A 22,128-nucleotide genomic window follows, 5' to 3' on the forward strand; every position below is an offset into this window, starting at 1 on the left:
CATGAATAATCCAGTAATTGTAGATTGTATCCGCACACCAATGGGTCGCTCTAAAAGTGGTGTATTCAAACATAAACGTGCTGAAGACTTAAGCGCACATTTAATGAAAGGCTTACTTGATCGCAACCCAGCAGTTGATCCAGCATCAATTGACGATATTTATTGGGGTTGTGTACAACAAACATTAGAGCAAGGCTTTAACGTAGCACGTAACGCAGCATTACTTGCCGGTATTCCACACAGCGTACCTGCTGTAACGGTTAACCGTTTATGTGGCTCGTCAATGCAAGCATTGCATGACGCAGCGCGCGCAATAATGACTGGCGCAGGCGACACTTACCTAATTGGTGGTGTTGAGCACATGGGCCACGTACCTATGACTCACGGCAACGACTTTCACCCAGGCTTAGCAACAACAATTGCACAAGCATCTGGCTCAATGGGCTTAACAGCAGAATACCTTGCAACGCTTCATGGCATTAGCCGTGAGCAACAAGATGAATTCGCTTATCGCTCACATCAACGTGCACAAGCTGCAACGGTTGAAGGCCGTTTCCGTCGCGAAATTTTAGCAATGGAAGGTCACGCAGCAGATGGTTCGCTTATATTAGTTGAAGACGACGAAGTAATTCGCCCAGAAACAACAGTAGAAGGCCTATCAAAGCTTCGCCCTGTGTTTAATCCTGCATCGGGTACGGTAACAGCCGGTACTTCTTCTGCACTTTCTGACGGCGCATCTGCAATGTTAGTAATGAGCGAAGAAAAAGCAAAAGAACTTGGCTTACCAATTCGTGCGCGCATTAAAGCAATGGCTGTGGCTGGTTGCGATCCATCAATTATGGGTTACGGCCCAGTACCAGCAAGTAAAAAAGCACTTGCACAAGCCGGTATTACAATTGATGACTTAGGCGTAGTAGAGCTTAACGAAGCCTTTGCAGCTCAATCATTACCTGTAATGAAAGATTTAGGGTTAATGGATGTTGTTGACGAAAAAGTGAATTTAAATGGCGGCGCAATCGCACTTGGTCACCCTCTGGGTTGTTCGGGTTCGCGTATTAGCACATCGCTTATTCACTTAATGGAAGACAAAAATGTACGATACGGTTTAGCAACTATGTGTATTGGTTTAGGCCAAGGCATTGCAACTGTATTTGAACGTGTTCAAGACTAATTAGTTTATACATGTAAAACCATCTTGGTGATTAAAAAGGCGAACTGATTTTATTCAGTTCGCCTTTTTTATTGGCTTCAATTAAGTGAAAACGACCCTTTATGAAGCAAGTATGTAACAGCGTAATTATGTGATCGGGCGTATTATTTAATAAAGCATTTTGAAGCTGCTAAAAGCGTTAAATAAAATGCTGATCTAGATCTAAGTAAAATAGTTAAATTACACTTAAAATTGCGTTAAACTTCCAAACTTATTAATTGCTATACCTAAGCACTCGCGTACACAGCAATCACTTTAATTAAACAGGCCAATTTATTATGAGCTTTGATAACTCCGATCACCAATTAGATGCCATAGGCCTACGCTGTCCAGAGCCAGTAATGATGGTGCGTGCTGCTATTCGTAAAATGAGTGATGGTGAAACGTTATTAATAACCGCTGATGACCCGTCAACAACTCGCGACATTCCGAGCTTTTGTACGTTCATGGATCACACGCTGGTGGCTAAAGATGCAGAAGAAGCACCGTATAGATATGTGGTTAAGAAAGGGCTGTAGTTCCATTACTCTATTTTAAAAGTTCTTTTAAATACTTTTTCGTTGATTCAAATATTTCTGTATTTAAAATATATTTTTTATTTGCTTTATCAATATAAGCTTCATTGACAGTTTGCCCATTGTCTAAATCACACCCCATATTGTGAACTTTACTTATAGCGTCGTTTAGAGAATCTAACTTAAGCCTGATGCTTTTATCATCAATTAAATGTTCTAAGTAATATCCAAGCTCACCTAATACTAATATCCTCTCTTGAGTTTTATTAAATAGATAGGATATTTCTTTTCTATACATAACTTTCAAATCTCGATATTTATCGGTATTAGAATCATTCTTGTTATAGTTGATATTGCTAGCTGTATATGATTGTCTTGCCTCAACCTGTTTATTAACTAACTTTTCTAAAGCATCTATATTCGCTAAAGTTTTATATATTTTTTCTCTTAAAAGCTTACTATCATAATCTTTTTTCCAATTTGGAATTGAGCAAAATAATAAATAAAGAGCAGCAAAACCACCTGCTATACTCCCAAAACTTGCTAAAAAGTTTAAAGCATTATTCATAATATTACCTAAGTTATACTCATTAAGTAGTAGAAAAATTAAAATAGTGAAAAACATTAGCAATATGATGGACAACCCAGCTGTTTCAATTACTAATAGCTTGCAATATCTATTCTGTGCTTTGTTATTATTCTTCATACAACGTCCTTGTCACAAATCCATAAGTTATCTCGGGCAACTTTAAACTTACAGCTATTTCTTATTAATTGTAACTTTTGGCTTGTCGTAGTCACTGTAATCAATACTTACTATGTACGTGCCTTTTATTGCTGGCGTATAGCTAAAATAATTATAAATGGTATTACAGTCGGCAAGCGCTGGTTGGCCGAGTGTTAGTTTTTGCCCTGCTGGTTGTGCGTCGCTGTAACCACAGTTGTAACCTTCGCTAAAATCGGCATCTGCTATTTTAAATTCGTACACTTTACCTGGGCTAGAAAACTTTACTTCAGCTTGATAAAGCGCAGTGCCTACTGGCATAAATTGATACTGAGGTTCAGCATCCCAAAGCGTAAAGTCGCCTCTTAGGTAAATTGTTTTATCTAGCTCTTGTTGTGGCAATACATCGTTAATCGAAATTTGACTAGTACAAGCAGTAAGTAAACCAGCAATTGCTAAGGTTAAAATTCGTTTCATAGAAATCATCAATGGGTATCCTTTGCGTACAGTGAAAACTAAAAAGCCAGCAAAACGCTGGCTTTTAAAATTGCTAATCGGTGTTATTTTTGTAAAACAGAAATATCTGCAATACCTAAAAACAACCCGCTTAACTGGCTTAATAGCGCAAGACGATTTTGCTTAACTGCTTCATCGTCGGCCATAACCATTACGTTGTCAAAAAAGTTATCAACACTTTCACGAATACCCGCCAATTGGCTTAATGCTTCTTGGTAGTTACCATCTGCGTAAAGTGGTGCAAGGTCAGTTGCAAATTTTGCTACTTGTGATGCCAATACTTTTTCGGCGTCGTCGCTTAATAAGCTCTCATCAACGTTACCTTGGCTGGTAATGTCGTTTTTAGCCAGAATATTACCTACACGCTTATTAGCTGCTGCAAGCGCTTCTGCTGCGTCTAATGTACGGAAGTGGCTTACGGCTTTAACACGGCGATCAAAATCAACAGGTTTAGTCGGACGACGTGCAAGCACTGCTTGAATTACGTCTACTTCAATACCTTCGTCTTGATACCAAGCACGGAAGCGCCCTAGCATAAATTCAAATACGTCAGTTGATACATTTAAGTTAGTTAACTTGTCGCCAAACAATGTTTGCGATTTAGCTACTAGGTCTAAAATATCAAGTGGTAGTTCTTTTTCTACCATAATGCGAAGTGCACCAATAGCAGCACGACGAAGAGCAAATGGGTCTTTGTCACCTTTAGGTGCCTGGCCTATACCAAAAATACCCACCAGCGTATCAAACTTATCAGCAATCGCTACTGCGCAGCTAATTAAATTTGTAGGTAAGTTGTCGCCTGCAAAGCGTGGCATGTACTGCTCGTTTTGCGCTACGGCTACATCTTCGGCTTCACCATCGTGGCGAGCGTAATGCATTCCCATTACACCTTGCACGTCGGTAAATTCCATTACCATTTCAGTCATTAGGTCAGTTTTACTTAATAAGCCTGCACGCTGTGCTAGTACTTTATCAGCACCTAATTGCTCAGCAATATAACCTGCAAGCTCACTAATGCGCTCAGACTTATCTTTAAGCGTACCAAGTTGCTTTTGGAACAATACGCTATCAAGCGATTCTAATCGGCTTTCTAGAGTTTTCTTTTTATCTGTTTCAAAGAAGAACTGTGCATCGGCTAAACGCGGGCGCACTACTTTTTCGTTACCAGAAATAACCACACTTGGATCTTTACTCTCGATGTTAGATACAAACAAAAATTTATTTAAAAGTTTGCCGTTTTGATCTAATAACGGGAAGTATTTTTGATCGTCTTTCATGGTATAGATTAACGCTTCGGCTGGTACATCTAAAAATGCTTCTTCAAATGTTGCCGTTAAAGTAACTGGCCACTCTACAAGTGATGTTACTTCTTCTAGTAGATCTTCATCCATAGCAACAATAGCGTTAACTGCTTTTGCAGCTTCTTCTATTTGTGTACGAATTTGCGCTTTACGTTGTTCGTAATCAGCAATAACGTAAGCAGATTTAAGTACGTCAAAAACGTCATCTGCATGGTTTATAATAATTTTTTCTGGGTGGTGAAAACGATGACCCTGAAGCTGGTTAGTTATTTTCTTACCAAGGATCTCACCTTCAAGTAACTCATCACCAAACAAAATAGTTACCGTATGCACTGGTCGAATAAATTGTGTTTTATTCGCGCCCCAACGCATTGGTTTAGGAATTGGTAATTTAGCCAACGCTTTAGTAATTGCACCTGTCATTAGCGTTTTAGTTTCTTGCCCTGCTACTTTAGCAATGTGCAATAACCATGCGCCTTTATCAGTCTCAAGTGTTTGTGCGTCTTTTACTTCAATACCACAACCACGTGCCCAACCCATTGCTGCTTTTGTTGGGTTACCGTCACCGTCAAATGCGGCTTTGGTTGCTGGGCCGCGTTTTTCAACTTCTTTGTCTTGTTGCTTAGCTTCAAGCGCTTTTACTTGTAAACCTAAACGACGAGGCGATGCATACCAGCTTACACCTTGATGTGCTAACTCTAGTGTTTCTAGCTCTGCAGTTAAGTTTGCAGCAAAAGCTTCTGCTAATTTACGCAGTGCTTTTGGTGGCAACTCTTCTGTGCCAATTTCTACTAATAAATTTTGTGCTGACATACTTACTTATCCTTACACAGCGGGAAACCAAGCGCTTCGCGTTTGTCATAGTAACTTTGTGCACACGCTTTTGATAACGCACGTACGCGTAAAATATAACGTTGACGTTCGGTTACCGAAATTGCGTGGCGTGCGTCTAGTAAGTTAAATGCGTGCGATGCTTTCATTACTTGCTCGTAAGCCGGTAGTGGTAAGTTTGCTTCAATTAACTTTTGGCTCTCTGCTTCACATTTATCAAACTGAGCAAATAAGTCTTCTACGTTTGCGTGTTCAAAATTGTAAGTAGACTGCTCTACTTCATTTTGATGGAACACATCGCCGTATGTTACACGCCCTAGTGGACCGTCTGCCCATACTAAGTCGTAAATACTATCTACGCCTTGAATGTACATTGCTAAACGCTCTAGGCCGTAAGTAATCTCACCTGTTACAGGTGAACATTCAATACCACCAACTTGTTGGAAGTAGGTAAACTGCGTTACTTCCATGCCGTTTAACCAAATTTCCCAACCTAGTCCCCACGCACCTAACGTAGGTGATTCCCAGTTGTCTTCTACAAAGCGAACTTCGTGAGTTAGTGTGTCGATACCCATTGCCGCTAAAGAGCCTAAATAAAGCTCTTGGATGTTATCTGGCGATGGCTTTAAAACTACCTGGAATTGGTAGTAGTGTTGTAAGCGATTTGGATTTTCACCGTAGCGACCATCGGTAGGACGACGACACGGTTGCACGTATGCACTCGCCATTGGCTCTGGACCAATAGACTTTAAAAAAGTTTGCGGGTGAAATGTCCCTGCGCCCACTTCCATATCAAGTGGTTGAATAATGACACAGCCTTGCTGCGCCCAATAATCCTGTAAAGCCAGGATCAAACCTTGAAAGGTTTTTACGTCATATTTTTGCATATTTGGCTTTTTACTATCTAAGAAGTAGCGTGAAAATTACCCTTAGTATACCGTGTGTACACTCAGGTTTTAAGCAGTTTGTGTAATTGAAGAAAATAAAAAAGGAGCCATTAGGCTCCTTTTTCTATGTAAGCAATATTTTTTACACGTCTAAGTTAACTACACGTAGTGCGTTCTTTTCAATAAACTCACGACGAGGCTCTACTTGGTCACCCATTAAGGTCGCAAATAATTGATCCGCGCCAACAGCATCTTCGATCGTTACTTGTAACATACGGCGAGCACTAGGATCCATTGTGGTCTCCCAAAGCTGGCTTGGGTTCATTTCGCCCAGTCCTTTATAGCGTTGAATATAGATCCCGCGCTTCGATTCTGTGATCAACCATTCCAAAGCATCCACAAAGTTATCAACAGGTTTTGTTTTCTCACCACGTTGAATATATGCACCTTCGCTAAGGATGTTTGCGATGTTAGTACCAGTCACAGCAATGCGTTGGTAGTCACGTGACGCAATAAAGTCATAATGAAGTACGTGTGCTTTATCTACACCGTGCTGACGAATATTCACAACCGGGTAATACATATTACGCTCAGCATCATGCTCTGTACCAGCATGGAAAATAGTCGCATCTTCATCACGTGCAATCAGGTCGTCAACCAACACTTTAGTCCAAGCAATTACTTTAGCTTCATCTGAAAGGTCATCAGTTTTCAATTCTGTTTGATAAATTAAGCGTTCCATTACCGTGTTAGGGTATTTACGCTTTAAACGCTCAATTACTTTAACTGTGTTTTGATAATCGTGAACGATTTCTTCTAGTGCTTCACCTTCAAGAGCAGGTGCATCTGTACTTGCATACAACGCTGCACCATTAAGAGCAAGCGATGTTAGGTATTCAACTAATGCAGGGTCATCTTTAATATAACGCTCTTGCTTACCTTTTTTCACTTTATAAAGTGGTGGTTGAGCAATGTAAATATAGCCGCGTTCTACAATTTCAGGCATTTGGCGATAGAAGAATGTTAATAGTAACGTACGAATGTGAGAACCATCCACGTCCGCATCGGTCATGATGATGATACGGTGGTAACGTAATTTCTCAGGGTTATATTCGTCACGACCAATACCACACCCTAATGCAGTAATTAGTGTTGCTACTTCTTGTGAAGATAACATTTTATCAAAACGTGCTTTTTCTACGTTTAAGATTTTACCTTTAAGCGGAAGAATAGCTTGGTTTTTACGGTTACGTCCCTGCTTGGCTGACCCGCCAGCAGAGTCCCCTTCCACTATATATAGTTCAGATTGGGCAGGATCTTTTTCTTGGCAATCAGCTAGCTTACCAGGTAAGCCTGCTAAGTCCATTGCACCTTTACGACGTGTCATTTCACGGGCTTTACGCGCCGCTTCACGAGCACGTGAGGCATCAATAATCTTACCTACAACAATTTTGGCATCAGTTGGGTTTTCTAATAAAAACTCAGTGAATTTTTCAGCCATTGCTTGTTCAACTGCAGACTTAACTTCACTTGAAACGAGCTTGTCTTTAGTTTGCGATGAGAACTTAGGATCAGGAACTTTAACACTAACAACAGCCGTTAAGCCTTCACGGGCATCATCACCGGTAGCATTGCTGGTTGTTTTAGCTTTTTTGTTAAAGCCTTCTTTTTCCATGTAGTTATTAAGTGTACGTGTTAGCGCTGATCTAAAACCGGCTAAGTGAGTACCACCATCACGTTGTGGAATATTATTTGTGAAACAGTAAATATTTTCTTGGTATGCATCATTCCACTGCATTGATACTTCAACGCTAATACCATCTTCTTCACGTTCGTGAGTAAAATGGAATACACCTTTATGTATAGGTGTTTTATTACGGTTTAAGTATTCAACGAAAGCTTGAATACCGCCTTCGTATTTAAAGTGGTCAGATTTATTTTCTTCACGTTCATCATTTAAAATGATGCTCACACCTGAATTTAGGAATGAAAGCTCGCGTAAACGCTTGGCTAAAATTTCGTAATGAAAATCTAAGTTTGTGAATGTTTCACCACTTGGCCAAAAACGTAGTTCTGTACCAGTCGTGTCCGATTCACCAATAACAGCTAGAGGTGCATCTGGAACACCCATAGTGTAAAACTGCTCATGAAGTTTACCTTCACGGCGAACTGTAAGTTTTAGCTTTTCTGAAAGTGCATTTACAACAGAAACACCAACACCGTGTAAGCCACCTGATACTTTATAAGAGTTATCATCAAACTTACCACCGGCATGAAGTACCGTCATAATAACTTCGGCTGCTGATACGCCTTCTTCTTCATGGATAGAAGTTGGAATACCACGACCGTTATCTCGTACTGAGACAGAACCGTCTAAGTGAATCGTTACGTAAATATCATCACAATGACCTGCTAAGGCTTCATCGATCGAGTTATCAACGACCTCAAACACCATGTGGTGTAAGCCTGTGCCATCATCGGTGTCCCCAATATACATTCCAGGACGCTTTCTTACTGCGTCTAATCCTTTAAGTACTTTAATACTCGACGAGTCATAATTCTCAGACATGGTTAATCCCACTTATCTTGTTATTAGGTTGCCATGTTTCACGTGGAACATTTGTAGTTCTCGTTGCATGGGTTCCACCACAGCAGAAATACTTTCAGACAAAATTGAAGAGATAAAAATTTGAGAACTGCAGTGAGCAAGTAATTGTCCCACTTTCTCTTTTGTATCTTCGCCTAACTCTGAAGGTAGATCATCTATTAGCAATATAGATTGCTTATCTGTCTCTGACTCAATTAAGCTATTTTGCGTAACTTTTAACGCATATAATAGTAACTTCAATTGACCGCGTGAGAATGTATTCTCCACGCTGTTGCCAGCGACACTAAAACTAAAATCGGCCTTATGAGGGCCTTTACTTGTAAACCCTTGGCGAGCATCTCGCTCAAAGTTTTGCTCTAACGCATCTGCAAGAGATTCGGTCTCTTTCCAACCTGCGTTAAAGGTCATTTCTAAATCACGTACAAGCGTTAATTCTGCACACATTTTATCAAAAAACTGCTGCTTAAACCTACTTATATACGCCAATCTTAATTTATTTATTTCTTCAGCCAGTCTAACAAATTCTTTGTCCCAAAACTTAATTTGGTCAAAATAATTCTTGGGCTTAGTTTTTAACAATGCATTACGTTGTTTAAGTACTTTATTGAACGATTGCCATAAAAAAAAGAACTCATGTTCCACGTGGAACAAACCTAAATCTAAAAACTTTCTGCGCTCTTTAGGCCCACCGAAAAATAAAGAATAGCTCTCTGGTGTAATAATTTGCACTGGCATGAGTTGAGCTAGTTCGGATATTTTACGGCTCGCCTTACCTTGAATTTTTAAATTAGTTTCACCCGTTTGGGTTTTACTAATACCAATTGGAATAGATAAGTCGTGTATTGTTTTGCGCCCGTGAATTACAAACTGCTCTTGCTGATGCGCGATAATACTTTTGTGTTTTGGAGTACGAAAAGATTTGCCGTGAGAAAGGTAATAGATAGCCTCTAAAAGGCTGGTTTTTCCGCTGCCGTTTTCACCATATATTATATTAACGCCGTTAACTGGTTCTAGCGTCAGCGCCTCAATATTACGAAAATATTTGAGGCTCAAATGACTTAAGCTCATTATGTATTTATAGTCTTATAAACGCATAGGCATAACAACGTACATTGCTTCTTCATCGCCTGCACCTTCAATTAATGCACTGCTGTTTGAGTCAGCTAATGTAAATAGTACGTCTTCTGTTTTTAATGTGTTTAGTACGTCTAATACGTAAGACACGTTAAACCCTATTTCTAGGTCAGCACCTTCGTAACTTACTTCAACAACTTCTTCAGCTTGTTCTTGCTCTGGGTTGTTGGCCGTAATTTTTAATAAACCGTTTGATAAGTTTAAGCGTACACCACGAAACTTTTCATTAGATAAAATAGACACTCGTTGGAACGCATTACGTAACCATTCTCGGTTAGCTGTAATTACTTTGTCGCCACCACGCGGTAATACACGACGGTAATCGGGAAAACGCCCATCAACCAGTTTACTTGTAAATGTAAACTCAATATCAATAATACGGATATGGTTAGCACCAAACTGAATTGTTACCAATTCATCGTCAGCTACCATAAGGCGCATAATTTCTTGCACACCTTTGCGAGGTATAATTAATTGACGTTGAGTATTAAGCGATTGCGTTAATTGCTTTTGCGCTATAGCTAAACGGTGACCATCTGTTGCTACTGTTTTTATATCGGTATTATCTACTTCAAACGACATACCATTTAAGTAATAACGTACGTCTTGATTTGCCATCGAAAAATGCGTGCTTTCGAGTAACTTACGAAGCTCTAAACGAGTTAGTTGAAATTCAACCTCTCCGTCCCACTCTTCTAAATTAGGAAAATCATCAGCCGATAAAGTCGTTAATGAAAAACGGCTTTTACCACTGGTTAAAAGTAATTGATGCTCTTGCAAGCTTAAAGTAATGTCTGAACCATCTGGTAGACTTTTACAAATATCGAGTAACTTTTTAGCGGGTAACGTTAGTTTTGTATCGGCAATATCATCACCTACAAATACGCCAGAAACTAATTCAATTTCAAGGTCAGTACCCGTCATTGAAAGTTGTCCGTTTTCTACCACTAACAAAACGTTAGATAAAATTGGCAACGTGTGTTTGCGCTCTATTGCACCCGACACTTGCACCAATGGCTTTAAAAATTGTTGTCTTGATATTGTTATTTGCATAATAAAGTCAGCCCTAAGATGACAATGTTCTTATTAAGTTTTGGTAATCTTCTTTAATTTCGTGGCTTTCGTCACGTAGTGATTTTATCTTACGACATGCATGTAATACGGTCGTATGATCGCGTCCACCAAATGCGTCACCAATCTCAGGTAAGCTGTGATTAGTTAATTCTTTAGATAATGCCATAGCTACTTGGCGCGGCCTCGCTATAGAGCGGCTGCGGCGCTTAGATAACAGGTCTGATATACGAATTCGATAGTACTCAGCAACAGTGCGCTGAATATTGTCTATGGTAACCAGTTTATCTTGCAAGGCAAGTAAATCGCGTAGCGCTTCTTTTACAAAATCAATTGAAATTGGACGACCCGTAAAATTAGCATTAGCGATTACACGGTTAAGTGCACCCTCTAGCTCACGAACATTTGAACGTAATTTTTTGGCAATAAAAAAAGCAACTTCGTGTGGTAAGTTAATCTTACTTTGCTGGGCTTTTTTCATTAAAATAGCAACGCGTGTTTCAAGCTCTGGTGGCTCAATCGCAATTGTTAATCCCCAACCAAAACGCGATTTTAGCCTGTCTTCGACCCCTTCAATCTCTTTAGGGTAACGGTCAGAGGTTAAAATAATTTGTTGGTTGCCTTCAAGCAATGCATTAAAGGTATGAAAAAATTCTTCTTGTGAACGCTCTTTGTTAGCAAAAAATTGAATATCATCAATCATTAATGCATCAACACTGCGGTAATAACGCTTAAATTCTTCTATCGCATTATTTTGAAGTGCCTTTACCATGTCTTGAACAAAGCGTTCTGAATGCATGTAAACAATTTTAGCATCTGGCTTATTTGCCATAATGCCATTACCTACTGCATGTAATAAGTGAGTTTTACCTAAACCAGTGCCACCGTATATAAATACAGGGTTAAAAGCAGAGCCAGGATTGTCGGCAACCTGTGTGGCCGCAGCTTTTGCTAGTTGGTTTGATTTACCTTCAACAAAGCTATCAAAAGTATAGTTTTCTTTAATGTTAGATTTGTAACCTGACTTAGGTGCAGGTTCAACAACTGGCTTTTGCTCGCGAGGCTGTTGTTTTGCTGAAGCGTGTGCACTTGGTGCCGATTGAGTTTCTATAACCGGTGCAGCTTGTGCATTTAATAAAGGTTTACTACCTACATCAAAACGTAGTTTTGGTGCTTCAACACCACAAATCTCTACTAGTAATTCGTTAATTCTATTTAGGTACTTTTCTCTCACCCAATCAAGCACAAAGCGATTAGGTGCATAAATCGTCAAGGTATCTTCGGTACTTTCTGCTTGTAGCGGTCTTACCCACATACTGAATTGCTGCGAAGGCAGCTCATCTTGCAATACATATAAACAACTTTGCCAAACCGACAGATACACAGTTAAACTCCCAGAGATATAATTTTTATTCCCGCACATCATTAATGATTATAAATCATACATTTATTGCGTTCAAATGGTCCAATAAGCGACCCAAGACCGCGTATTATGAAGACACTTTATCCACAAGTAAAAGATTGATTTTTATAAAATTGTTGATATCGATGTATAAAATCATTAACAAGCTGATTTAAAACAGTTTTTATTTTAGATCCTGAGAGGAGATCATAACAAAATAACACCAAGATCGCGAACCAAATTTACGATCCAATTTACTTTTCCCCCGCTTTTATTCACTTTTTATACAGGGGCTGTGGAAAACTTCTTATTTATGATGATCCTAACAGATCGCCTTATATGATCTCTTATATAGTAGTAGGTGGGTTATATACCCTTAACGTAATTATGATTGACTTTACATTACTTACTCTATAATATCTCGCGCTCGCAATGGCACCTATGCCAGGATCGCGACCTGTATAGGATGTTTTAACTTTAACCGATCGGATGAGATTGTTATGAAAAGAACTTTTCAACCTAGCGTTTTAAAACGCAAACGTGCACACGGCTTCCGTGCTCGCATGGCAACTGTAAATGGCCGTAAAGTATTAGCACGTCGCCGCGCTAAAGGCCGCAAAGTTCTTTCTGCTTAATTTATAAGTGGAAGACTTTAGCTTTGGCAGGGAGTTACGTCTGTTAACTCCCTCGCATTACTCTCGCATATTTAATGAACCCGCTCGGGCTGCAACTCCTTTCTTTACTCTATTAGCTAAACCAAATGACCAAGAAAAACCTCGGTTAGGTCTTACTGTTGCTAAAAAACGTGTAAAAAAGGCATGCCAACGAAACCGTATTAAACGTCTCGCTCGCGAAAGTTTTCGTTTAAATCAACACAGCATCGATAATATTGATATTGTGCTTATGGTTAAAAATGGTATTGATGAGCAGTCTAATGAAGAAATAACCAAACAACTTACTAAATTATGGCGAAAAATTAACGAACGCTGTAAACCAGGTGCACCTAAACCGCCACCTTTTAAAAAACGCCCAAACAAATCAGCTAAATCTAACAAACAAACCTAATTGCAATAGAATTGCAGGGTTAATTAATGTATCTTTAGCTCACCTTTTAATCATGCATTTAAATTTTCTAATTGAGTCTTTAAATACATGATATCTATCTCACTAAACTTAAGTAGGGGCATAAACATCATGAGGTTACTTAAACCACTTGTTGCTTTACCAACTTTTTGTTTAGTGTTATTTATCCGCGGTTATCAAAAGTGGATTAGCCCGCTGTTAGGTCCGCATTGTCGTTTTAATCCAACCTGTTCTAGTTATGCTATTCAAGCAATTAAATTGCATGGATCGGTAAAAGGTAGTTGGTTAGCTTTAAAACGCATATTAAAATGCCATCCTTTACATTCAGGCGGAGACGACCCCGTTCCTGAAAAATTAACCCATATTAACCACCAACACGAGAAATAAGAGCTGTTATGGAATCGCAACGCACGTTTTTATTAATTGGCCTAATGCTAGTGTCGTTTTTATTGTTCCAAGAATGGGATAATGATTACAACAAGCCTAAAGTCGATCCAAGTGCCACAACACAAACACTACAAGCAAATTCACCAGAGTCGGATGATTATATTCCTTCATCGTCAGATTCAGAGTTACCTGCTTCAGCAACTTTAGCTAAGCGTTCAGTTATTGAAATTACAACTGACGTTTTTAAAGTTAAAATTGACACCAAAGGCGGTGACATTGTTGAAACAGACCTTCTTCAATACGAAGAGACAAAAGGCAGTGAAACGCCTTATATGCTTCTTGGTCAGCTTGATGGTGGCAAACAATACTTTTCACAAAGTGGCTTAATTGGCTTAAATGGCCCTGACGCATCAGCTAACGGTCGCCCTACTTACAATACCGAACAAAAGTCATATACCTTAACGGGTGATGAGCTTCGCGTTCCACTTCAGTTTACTGATAGTAATGGTGTTAGTTTTACTAAAACGTATGTATTCAAAAAAGGTCAGTATGACGTAGGCTTAGAATACAAAATTAACAACACTACCAGCGCACCTCTTCAAGTACAGCTATACACGCAAATTAAGCGTACCGTACAAGAAAAAGGTAGCATGGTTGATCAAAACTATTTAGGTGCAGCATACGGTACTGATGAAGAAAAATACGAAAAGTATAGTTTTTCAGATATGGCTGATAAAAACCTAAATAAAAGCACACAAGGTGGTTACGTTGCCTTTATTCAACATTACTTTGTAAGTGCTTGGGTTCCAATGCAGGACCAATCAAATACACTTTATAGCTTAATTACAAAAAGTAATGCCGCTATTATTGGTGCTAAAGATCCCGCTGTAAATATTCAAGCTGGTAGTGAGCAAATACTAACTGCTACTTATTATATGGGTCCGAAAGAGTCAGATATTCTTGAAGCGATTCACCCAGACCTAGACCTAACCGTAGATTACGGTTGGTTATTTTTTATCTCGCAACCTTTATTTGTATTGCTAAAATGGCTACACAGCATTTTAGGTAACTGGGGTGTAGCAATTATTGCCATCACTATTATCGTTAAATCGTTAATGTACCCACTTACTAAAGCGCAATACACTTCAATGGCAAAAATGCGTGCCCTACAGCCTAAAATGGCAGCTCTTAAAGAAAAGTTTGGTGATGACCGTCAAAAGTTCGGCCAAGCAACTATGGAAATGTACAAAAAAGAAAAAGTTAACCCAATGGGTGGCTGTTTCCCTATTTTGCTACAAATGCCAATTTTCTTAGCCTTGTTCTACGTATTCTTAGAGTCTACTGAACTTCGCCATGCTGAATTCATTTTTTGGTTAACTGACCTTTCTGCGAAAGACCCATACTACGTATTACCAATATTATTTGGTGCGAGTATGTTTGTGACGCAAAAGCTACAACCTATGACGGTTACTGATCCAATGCAGCAAAAAATGATGACCTTTATGCCGGTTATTTTCTCTGTATTCTTCTTATGGTTCCCATCTGGTTTAGTTCTTTACTGGTTAGTGTCTAACCTTATTTCTATTGTCCAGATGTTAATCATCTACCGTGGCATGGAAAAGAAAGGAATTAAAGTAAGAGGCTAACTAAGCTCCTACTTATATAAAGGCGACTTCGGTCGCCTTTTTTATTGCCTGTTTTTCACCACAGCTATTCGCTACAAATAAATCGATAGGTTACAATACGGGCATAAAGTTACTCATCGTTGGCAAATTAATAGCATGATCAATCAAGATACAATTGCAGCACAAGCAACAGCACCTGGACGTGGTGGTGTTGGTATTATTCGCGTTTCAGGTAGCCTTGCTAAAAGTGTCGCCGAAAAAGTAGTAGGTAAAATACCTAAAGTTCGCTACGCCGATTATGTGCCATTTAAAAGCCTTGCTGGCGAGCAACTTGATCAAGGTATTGCCATTTACTTTGCAGGTCCTAACTCATTTACTGGTGAAGACGTACTTGAATTACAAGGCCACGGCGGTCCTGTAGTACTGGATATGTTACTTAAAGAAATTAGTAAAATAGAGGGCGTTCGTTTAGCAAAGCCTGGTGAGTTCTCAGAGCGCGCATTTATGAACGACAAGCTTGATTTAACACAAGCAGAAGCCATCGCCGACTTAATTAATGCCACTAGCGAGCAAGCCGCTAAAAGCGCCCTACAGTCTCTCCAAGGTGAATTTTCTAAGCACATAGAAACACTCGTAGAAAAAGTAATTCACTTACGCATGTATGTAGAAGCGGCAATAGATTTTCCTGATGAAGAAATTGATTTTTTATCAGATGGTAAAGTGTCAGGCGACTTAGACGCGATTATTACTCAGCTTAACACTGTAACCAACCAAGCCAAGCAAGGCAGTATCATGCGCGAAGGTATGCGTGTTGTTATTGCAGGTCGCCCTAATGCGGGTAAATCAAGCCTGCTTAACGCTCTAGCCGGTCGTGAAGCCGCAATCGTAACAGAAATAGCCGGTACCACTCGCGACGTACTACGAGAGCATATACATATAGATGGTATGCCACTGCATATTATAGATACCGCAGGCCTTCGTGAAAGCCCTGACCGCGTAGAACAAATAGGTATTGAGCGTGCATGGGATGAAATAAACCAAGCCGACCGCGTTTTATTTATGCTTGATGGCACTGATACTATAGATACTGACCCGCACAAAATTTGGCCTGAATTTATGGCAAAATTACCAGAAGGTATGGGGGTTACGGTCATCAGAAATAAAGCTGATTTATCGGGCGACATAGTAGGAATGGAGCAAGAACAACAATACCCGGTCATCAGCTTAAGTGCTAAAAATGCTGACGGTATTGAACTTGTTCGCGAGCATTTAAAAGCTTGTATAGGCTTTCAAGGTGCAACAGAAGGTGGCTTTATGGCGCGCCGTCGTCATTTGGATGCACTAGAAAGTGCTGCGTATCATTTAGAAACGGGTAAAACACAGTTAGAAATGCACATTGCTGGTGAAATACTCGCTGAAGAACTGCGTTTAACACAGCTGTATTTGAATGAAATAACCGGTGAATTTACCTCAGACGACTTACTTGGCAAAATATTTAGCTCGTTTTGTATTGGTAAATAAACACCCTATTACAGATATATTTTTATTATAAGAGCACTTAGGTGCTCTTTTTTTATGTAAAATATTCTGCTGTAAAATATGTATTTATACACCTGATGCCTGCAAATTACTGCCAATAAAATCATATCCAAAACTACCTTTGTTACGTGCTAAGAGAGGTCAGATTATATAGAGTAGGCAATACTGAGAGTGCTTATTGAGGAATTAATAGCACAAATTACACCTATTATTAAGGCTAAAACCGATGCCTTTTCAAACAACCGCACGCTTTAATAGCGTTATATGTCATACAAAAAGTAGTTATAAATGGCTTCCTTATACTTACTTTAGCTCACAAAAATGCACTAAAACACACCTCATACACGCAAAAAATGATGCTATTCGCTCAATTAAAGAGCTAAAAAACACTGATTAATACTCTAAAAAGCTTACTTTTGACAACATATAATTTGATGATCACTGTGATTTTTAAATAAAATAACTCAACTGCTAAGTATTCAAAACTTTTGATCTGCTTACTCCACCAGCAAAATTAATAAAAATAGCAGCTCTAAATTCGCATAAAATTAAAAATACCGAGATCACTTATCCACAATACCTAATTTTCAGCTCAAATAAATACCAAAACTAGGTAAATCAGCCGCAAAAACCTCATGATCAATTGAAATTTATCTATTTATGAACTTATTTTTAATTAATTTCATTAGATCTCCTTTATTAGATCATTTTTAAAAATTATTTTCGATCTAAATTTAAGGTTATCAACAGGCTTTATATCCACATTATGATCAACATGTATTTTTAATTGAGATATTTACAATTTAATTCCTTACTGACAAGTAATATCAATAACTTAGCGAATATAAAACAACCTAAAAAAACAGTTTAAGCAGAGCTTTCCCCACTGTTATCAACAACTTGATCAGAAGATTACATTTAAAGATAATTTGTTAAACACTATATTATCAACAACTTAAAGACACAATTTTGAATGAGTGTAAAATTACCGCAAAAATAGTTATACAAAAAAGCACTCTTAACTTTACTGTTATCCTCACTCAGTTATCATAGGCGGCAATTAAAACCAATGTGATCACTAATATTCATGAGTTCAGTAAATCTTATTGTCGGCAGCCAAATGGGATCAGCCGAGTATGTTGCAGAGCAATTAAGCGACGCGCTTAATAACCTTGGTATTACTACGCAACTACATGATCAACCTGAATTTAGCGATATTGATCAGCAAAATACCATTTGGTTAATCTGCACATCAACTTATGGTGCAGGTGATTACCCTGAAAATCTTATTAGTTTTGTTGAAGATGTAACTCAAGCAGATGATTTATCTGAATTAAAATATTCAGTAATCGCTTTAGGCGACACTAGTTATGACACTTATAACCTAGCAGGACGTAATATAGATGCCTTATTAACTCAAAAAGGCGCTATAAAAGTAGCAGAACGTTTAGAGCTTAATATTCTCGATGAAGCACTACCAGAAGACACTGCATTAACATGGTTAGACTCTTGGATAGCTCAAACAGGCATAAAATAGATAGATCAAGTAAAAAGTTATATATAAAGTTACCCACAATTTACTAATAATTTAATAGGTTTTGTGGATAAAGATTGAATAAACTGCGTTTTAAAGCATGCTTATCCATTGGATAAGATCCAACTGATTCAACCCTGTGCATAAAGTGCCTTTTTGATCAGAGCTTATTTGCTGGATGATCCGATCATATTAACACCTTTAGATCTGATCTAATTTCATGTTTTAAATGAAGATCTAAACCTTATCAACAGAAAAGTCGATCAGTAGTAGTAATAGTAATAAAAGATCTCTTTAAAAGATCCTTTATATTATTAGAGATCACATACTTAGATCTTGCCCTTTGTTTAATCATTTATCTTCTGCCAATTTCTAGGTAGAATACGCTCCCTTTTGAAGTTTACCGGTTTGATTTAAGTAGGATCCCATTAATGATTTTTCACGAAAATTTTGACGTTATCGTAGTAGGTGGTGGACATGCTGGCACTGAAGCCGCATTAGCAGCTGCCCGTATGGGGATGAATACCCTGCTACTGACTCACAATATGGATACCCTTGGTCAAATGTCTTGCAACCCAGCAATTGGTGGGATTGGCAAAGGTCATTTGGTAAAAGAGATCGACGCGCTTGGTGGTGCAATGGCACAGGCCATTGATAAAGGCGGGATCCAATTTCGTACACTAAATTCTTCAAAAGGACCTGCTGTTCGTGCTACTCGAGCACAAGCAGATCGCGCTTTATACAAAGCGGCTATTCAAACAACATTACAAAACCAAGATAACCTTAAGATTTTTCAACAATCATGTGATGATCTTATTGTTGAAAACGATCGTGTTACTGGCGTAGTAACTCAAATGGGTTTACGTTTTAGTGCACCAAGTGTTGTTTTAACCGTGGGTACTTTTTTAGGCGGCTTAATTCATATTGGTTTAGAAAATTATAAAGGCGGTCGTGCAGGCGATCCTCCTTCAATCGCTTTAGCTGATCGCTTACGTGAACATCCATTTAGAGTTGATCGTTTAAAAACAGGTACACCTCCACGTATTGATGCACGTACTGTTGATTTTACAAAAATGGAAGCACAGCCAGGTGATACACCAACTCCTGTGTTTTCGTTTATGGGTAAACAATCAGATCACCCACAACAGATACCGTGTTACATAACTTACACAAACGAAAAAACACATGATGTTATTCGTAAAAACTTACATCGCTCACCTATGTACTCAGGTGTTATTGAAGGTATTGGTCCACGATACTGCCCTTCAATTGAAGATAAAATTGTTCGTTTTGCAGATAAAGATAAACATCAAATATTTGTTGAGCCTGAAGGTTTAACATCATACGAATTATACCCAAATGGTATTTCGACTAGTTTACCGTTTGATGTACAACTTGAAATTGTGCAATCGATTACAGGTTTTGAAAATGCACATATTTGTCGACCTGGTTACGCAATTGAATATGATTACTTTGATCCACGTGATTTAAAACAATCTTTAGAAACTAAATTTATTGAAGGTTTATTTTTTGCGGGTCAAATTAACGGTACTACCGGCTATGAAGAAGCGGGTGCACAAGGTTTAATTGCAGGCATGAATGCGGCGCTAAAAGTGCAAGGTAAAGACTCTTGGACACCACGTCGTGATGAAGCTTACGTGGGTGTATTAATCGACGACTTAGCAACTCTCGGTACAAAAGAACCGTACCGCATGTTTACCAGCCGTGCCGAATACCGTTTATTACTTCGTGAAGATAATGCTGATATTCGTTTAACTGAAAAAGGCCGTGAGCTAGGTTTGGTTAATGACGAGCGCTGGCAGGCATTTAACGAAAAAATGGAAGTAATCGAAAAAGAGAAGCAACGTATTAAAGATACGTGGATCCATAAAGATCACGTTGTTGTAGATCAAGTAAACGCATTACTGAAAACACCGCTTACGCGTGAAGCAAGTTTAGAAGAATTATTGCGTCGTCCTGAGATTCGTTATAACGATCTTATGGCTATTGACGGATTAGGATCTGAATTTACAAATAAAGCAGCGCTTGAACAAGTTGAGATCCATACTAAATACGCAGGTTATATTGCGCGTCAACAAGATGAGATCAACAAACAGCTTCGTCACGAGCAAACAATTTTACCAAAAGAGTTTGATTATAAAACCGTATCTGGTTTATCAAATGAGGTAGTTGCTAAGCTTATTGAATCACGTCCTGACACTATTGGCCAAGCATCGCGTATTTCTGGTATCACCCCAGCGGCGATTTCGCTATTATTAGTGTATCTGAAGAAGCAAGGCTTATTACGCAAATCTGCGTAACGATAAGGGTACATAGTGTTACAGCAACAATTAACTACATTGTTAGCGCAAACTGATATTGCGCTAACAGAAAAACAACAGCAACAGCTAGTTCGTTACGTCGAGTTATTAAATAAGTGGAATAAAGCTTATAACTTAACTTCTGTACGCTTACCTGAAGAAATGATGATTAAGCATATTATGGATAGCTTAGTTGTTGCGCCTCACTTACCCGGTCATCATTATATTGATGTTGGAACGGGTCCTGGATTACCGGGTATCGTATTAGCAATTGCATTACCTAATACACATTTTGTGTTATTAGATAGCTTAGGTAAACGTGTACGATTTTTAATGCATGTTAAACATGAGCTTGGTCTTGATAATGTAACCCCGGTTCAGTCAAGAGTTGAAGAATATCAACCAAGTGTTAAATTAGACGGCGTACTAAGTCGTGCTTTTGCTTCATTACAAGATATGGTTGACTGGTGTTCGCACTTAATCGATCATTCGGGTAAATTTATAGCACTTAAAGGCGTGTTCCCTAGCGAAGAGCTAGAGTCACTACCTGCAGGCGTTAAGTTTGAGCAAAAAATTGCATTAGAAGTACCTAATTTGGATGCACAACGACATTTAATTATTCTTTCTAAAGACTAGGGATCAGAGACACAGTGGCAAAAGTCATCGCATTAGCAAATCAAAAAGGTGGAGTGGGTAAAACTACAACCGCTGTTAACCTCGCTGCGTCTATGGCTGCAACGAAACGTAAAGTGCTGTTAATTGATCTCGATCCGCAAGGTAATGCGACTATGGGTAGTGGCGTAGATAAGTATGGCGACGTGCCAACTATTTACGACCTACTTATTGAAGATAAACCTATAGAAGACGTTATCATTAAAGAAACGTCTGGCGAATACCATATGATTGCTGCAAACGGTGATGTAACCGCTGCAGAAGTTAAATTGATGGAATTATTTGCCCGTGAAGTGCGTTTACGTAATGCACTTGAAAAAATTCAGGACCAGTACGAATTTATTTTTATCGACTGTCCACCCTCTCTAAATATGTTAACTGTTAATGCAATGGCCGCAGCTGATTCTATTTTAGTGCCAATGCAGTGTGAGTATTATGCACTTGAAGGGTTAACCGCATTAATGGATACGATTACGCAGCTTGCTAAGTTAGTGAATCCTAGCTTACAAATTGAAGGCATACTTCGTACTATGTACGACCCGCGTAACCGTTTGGCAAATGATGTATCAGAACAATTAAAACAACATTTTGGCGATAAAGTATACCGTACGGTGATCCCGCGTAATGTTCGTTTAGCTGAAGCACCTAGTTTTGGTACTCCTGCTATGTACTATGACCGGGCATCAAGTGGCGCTAAAGCATATTTAGCACTCGCTGGTGAAATGTTACGCAGAAAAGAAAAAACAGCGTCCGTTGTCGCCTAACTTT

19 protein-coding genes are annotated in these 22,128 nt (G+C 38.8%); 11 read left to right on the plus strand and 8 right to left on the minus strand.

The window, feature by feature from the left end; all coding sequences use genetic code 11:
• The first annotated feature begins 1 nt into the window (after position 1).
• Both fadA and tusA read left to right on the plus strand, forming a co-directional pair.
• Entirely contained in the window at positions 2-1,171 is a 1,170-nt protein-coding gene (fadA, locus tag I6F48_RS18415; protein ID WP_007584192.1) for an acetyl-CoA C-acyltransferase FadA, read from the plus strand.
• Between the two features lie 317 nt (positions 1,172-1,488).
• Positions 1,489-1,728, plus strand: a complete 240-nt coding sequence (gene tusA, locus I6F48_RS18420) for a sulfurtransferase TusA (protein WP_197120024.1) — start codon at positions 1,489-1,491, stop codon at positions 1,726-1,728.
• Positions 1,729-1,738: 10 nt separating this feature from the next.
• On the opposite strand, the gene I6F48_RS18425 is transcribed toward tusA, so the two are convergent.
• From I6F48_RS18425 to dnaA, 8 genes are all read right to left on the minus strand, one after another.
• The gene (locus tag I6F48_RS18425; RefSeq protein WP_197120025.1) at positions 1,739-2,431 is read right to left on the minus strand and encodes a hypothetical protein; all 693 of its coding nucleotides are present in this window, start codon (positions 2,429-2,431) and stop codon (positions 1,739-1,741) included.
• A 54-nt stretch (positions 2,432-2,485) separates the two neighbouring features.
• Positions 2,486-2,935 carry a hypothetical protein gene (locus I6F48_RS18430; RefSeq protein WP_197120026.1) on the minus strand — a complete coding sequence of 150 codons (450 nt, stop codon included), beginning with the start codon at positions 2,933-2,935 and terminating at the stop codon, positions 2,486-2,488.
• Positions 2,936-3,009: 74 nt separating this feature from the next.
• Positions 3,010-5,079 carry a glycine--tRNA ligase subunit beta gene (gene glyS / locus I6F48_RS18435; protein WP_197120027.1) on the minus strand — a complete coding sequence of 690 codons (2,070 nt, stop codon included), beginning with the start codon at positions 5,077-5,079 and terminating at the stop codon, positions 3,010-3,012.
• Positions 5,080-5,081: 2 nt separating this feature from the next.
• Positions 5,082-5,984 carry a glycine--tRNA ligase subunit alpha gene (glyQ, locus tag I6F48_RS18440; protein ID WP_007584197.1) on the minus strand — a complete coding sequence of 301 codons (903 nt, stop codon included), beginning with the start codon at positions 5,982-5,984 and terminating at the stop codon, positions 5,082-5,084.
• 142 nt (positions 5,985-6,126) lie between these two features.
• Complete coding sequence (gene gyrB / locus I6F48_RS18445; RefSeq protein ID WP_008172005.1) at positions 6,127-8,553, minus strand: DNA topoisomerase (ATP-hydrolyzing) subunit B; 2,427 nt, start codon at positions 8,551-8,553, stop codon at positions 6,127-6,129.
• 12 nt (positions 8,554-8,565) lie between these two features.
• The gene (gene recF / locus I6F48_RS18450) at positions 8,566-9,660 is read right to left on the minus strand and encodes a DNA replication/repair protein RecF (RefSeq protein WP_008138030.1); all 1,095 of its coding nucleotides are present in this window, start codon (positions 9,658-9,660) and stop codon (positions 8,566-8,568) included.
• A gap of 15 nt (positions 9,661-9,675) precedes the next feature.
• Positions 9,676-10,779 (minus strand): DNA polymerase III subunit beta, encoded by a 1,104-nt coding sequence (dnaN, locus tag I6F48_RS18455; RefSeq protein ID WP_010555149.1) that lies wholly within the window; start codon positions 10,777-10,779, stop codon positions 9,676-9,678.
• Positions 10,780-10,792: 13 nt separating this feature from the next.
• Complete coding sequence (dnaA, locus tag I6F48_RS18460; RefSeq protein ID WP_010555148.1) at positions 10,793-12,181, minus strand: chromosomal replication initiator protein DnaA; 1,389 nt, start codon at positions 12,179-12,181, stop codon at positions 10,793-10,795.
• Between the two features lie 518 nt (positions 12,182-12,699).
• On the opposite strand from dnaA, the gene rpmH reads away from it, so the two are divergent.
• The 9 genes from rpmH to I6F48_RS18505 all read left to right on the plus strand — a co-directional run bounded on the left by rpmH (position 12,700) and on the right by I6F48_RS18505 (position 22,124).
• Positions 12,700-12,834 carry a 50S ribosomal protein L34 gene (gene rpmH, locus I6F48_RS18465; RefSeq protein WP_004335215.1) on the plus strand — a complete coding sequence of 45 codons (135 nt, stop codon included), beginning with the start codon at positions 12,700-12,702 and terminating at the stop codon, positions 12,832-12,834.
• Between the two features lie 7 nt (positions 12,835-12,841).
• Positions 12,842-13,264 carry a ribonuclease P protein component gene (rnpA, locus tag I6F48_RS18470; protein ID WP_007584204.1) on the plus strand — a complete coding sequence of 141 codons (423 nt, stop codon included), beginning with the start codon at positions 12,842-12,844 and terminating at the stop codon, positions 13,262-13,264.
• Between the two features lie 129 nt (positions 13,265-13,393).
• On the plus strand, positions 13,394-13,669 hold the full coding sequence (yidD, locus tag I6F48_RS18475; RefSeq protein ID WP_008138026.1) for a membrane protein insertion efficiency factor YidD: 276 nt from the start codon (positions 13,394-13,396) through the stop codon (positions 13,667-13,669).
• An 8-nt stretch (positions 13,670-13,677) separates the two neighbouring features.
• The gene (gene yidC / locus I6F48_RS18480) at positions 13,678-15,315 is read left to right on the plus strand and encodes a membrane protein insertase YidC (protein ID WP_165722847.1); all 1,638 of its coding nucleotides are present in this window, start codon (positions 13,678-13,680) and stop codon (positions 15,313-15,315) included.
• 135 nt (positions 15,316-15,450) lie between these two features.
• Positions 15,451-16,815, plus strand: coding sequence for a tRNA uridine-5-carboxymethylaminomethyl(34) synthesis GTPase MnmE (gene mnmE, locus I6F48_RS18485; protein ID WP_197120028.1), 1,365 nt, complete (start codon positions 15,451-15,453; stop codon positions 16,813-16,815).
• 1,105 nt (positions 16,816-17,920) lie between these two features.
• Positions 17,921-18,370 carry an FMN-binding protein MioC gene (gene mioC, locus I6F48_RS18490; RefSeq protein WP_024591277.1) on the plus strand — a complete coding sequence of 150 codons (450 nt, stop codon included), beginning with the start codon at positions 17,921-17,923 and terminating at the stop codon, positions 18,368-18,370.
• Positions 18,371-18,798: 428 nt separating this feature from the next.
• Positions 18,799-20,688 carry a tRNA uridine-5-carboxymethylaminomethyl(34) synthesis enzyme MnmG gene (gene mnmG / locus I6F48_RS18495; protein WP_197120029.1) on the plus strand — a complete coding sequence of 630 codons (1,890 nt, stop codon included), beginning with the start codon at positions 18,799-18,801 and terminating at the stop codon, positions 20,686-20,688.
• 15 nt (positions 20,689-20,703) lie between these two features.
• Complete coding sequence (gene rsmG / locus I6F48_RS18500) at positions 20,704-21,324, plus strand: 16S rRNA (guanine(527)-N(7))-methyltransferase RsmG (RefSeq protein ID WP_007585988.1); 621 nt, start codon at positions 20,704-20,706, stop codon at positions 21,322-21,324.
• Positions 21,325-21,338: 14 nt separating this feature from the next.
• Positions 21,339-22,124, plus strand: a complete 786-nt coding sequence (locus I6F48_RS18505) for a ParA family protein (RefSeq protein WP_004335235.1) — start codon at positions 21,339-21,341, stop codon at positions 22,122-22,124.
• The last annotated feature ends 4 nt before the right edge of the window (positions 22,125-22,128 follow it).

This window comes from Pseudoalteromonas sp. SWYJ118 (assembly GCF_015864505.1).
Taxonomy (GTDB): domain Bacteria; phylum Pseudomonadota; class Gammaproteobacteria; order Enterobacterales; family Alteromonadaceae; genus Pseudoalteromonas; species Pseudoalteromonas arctica.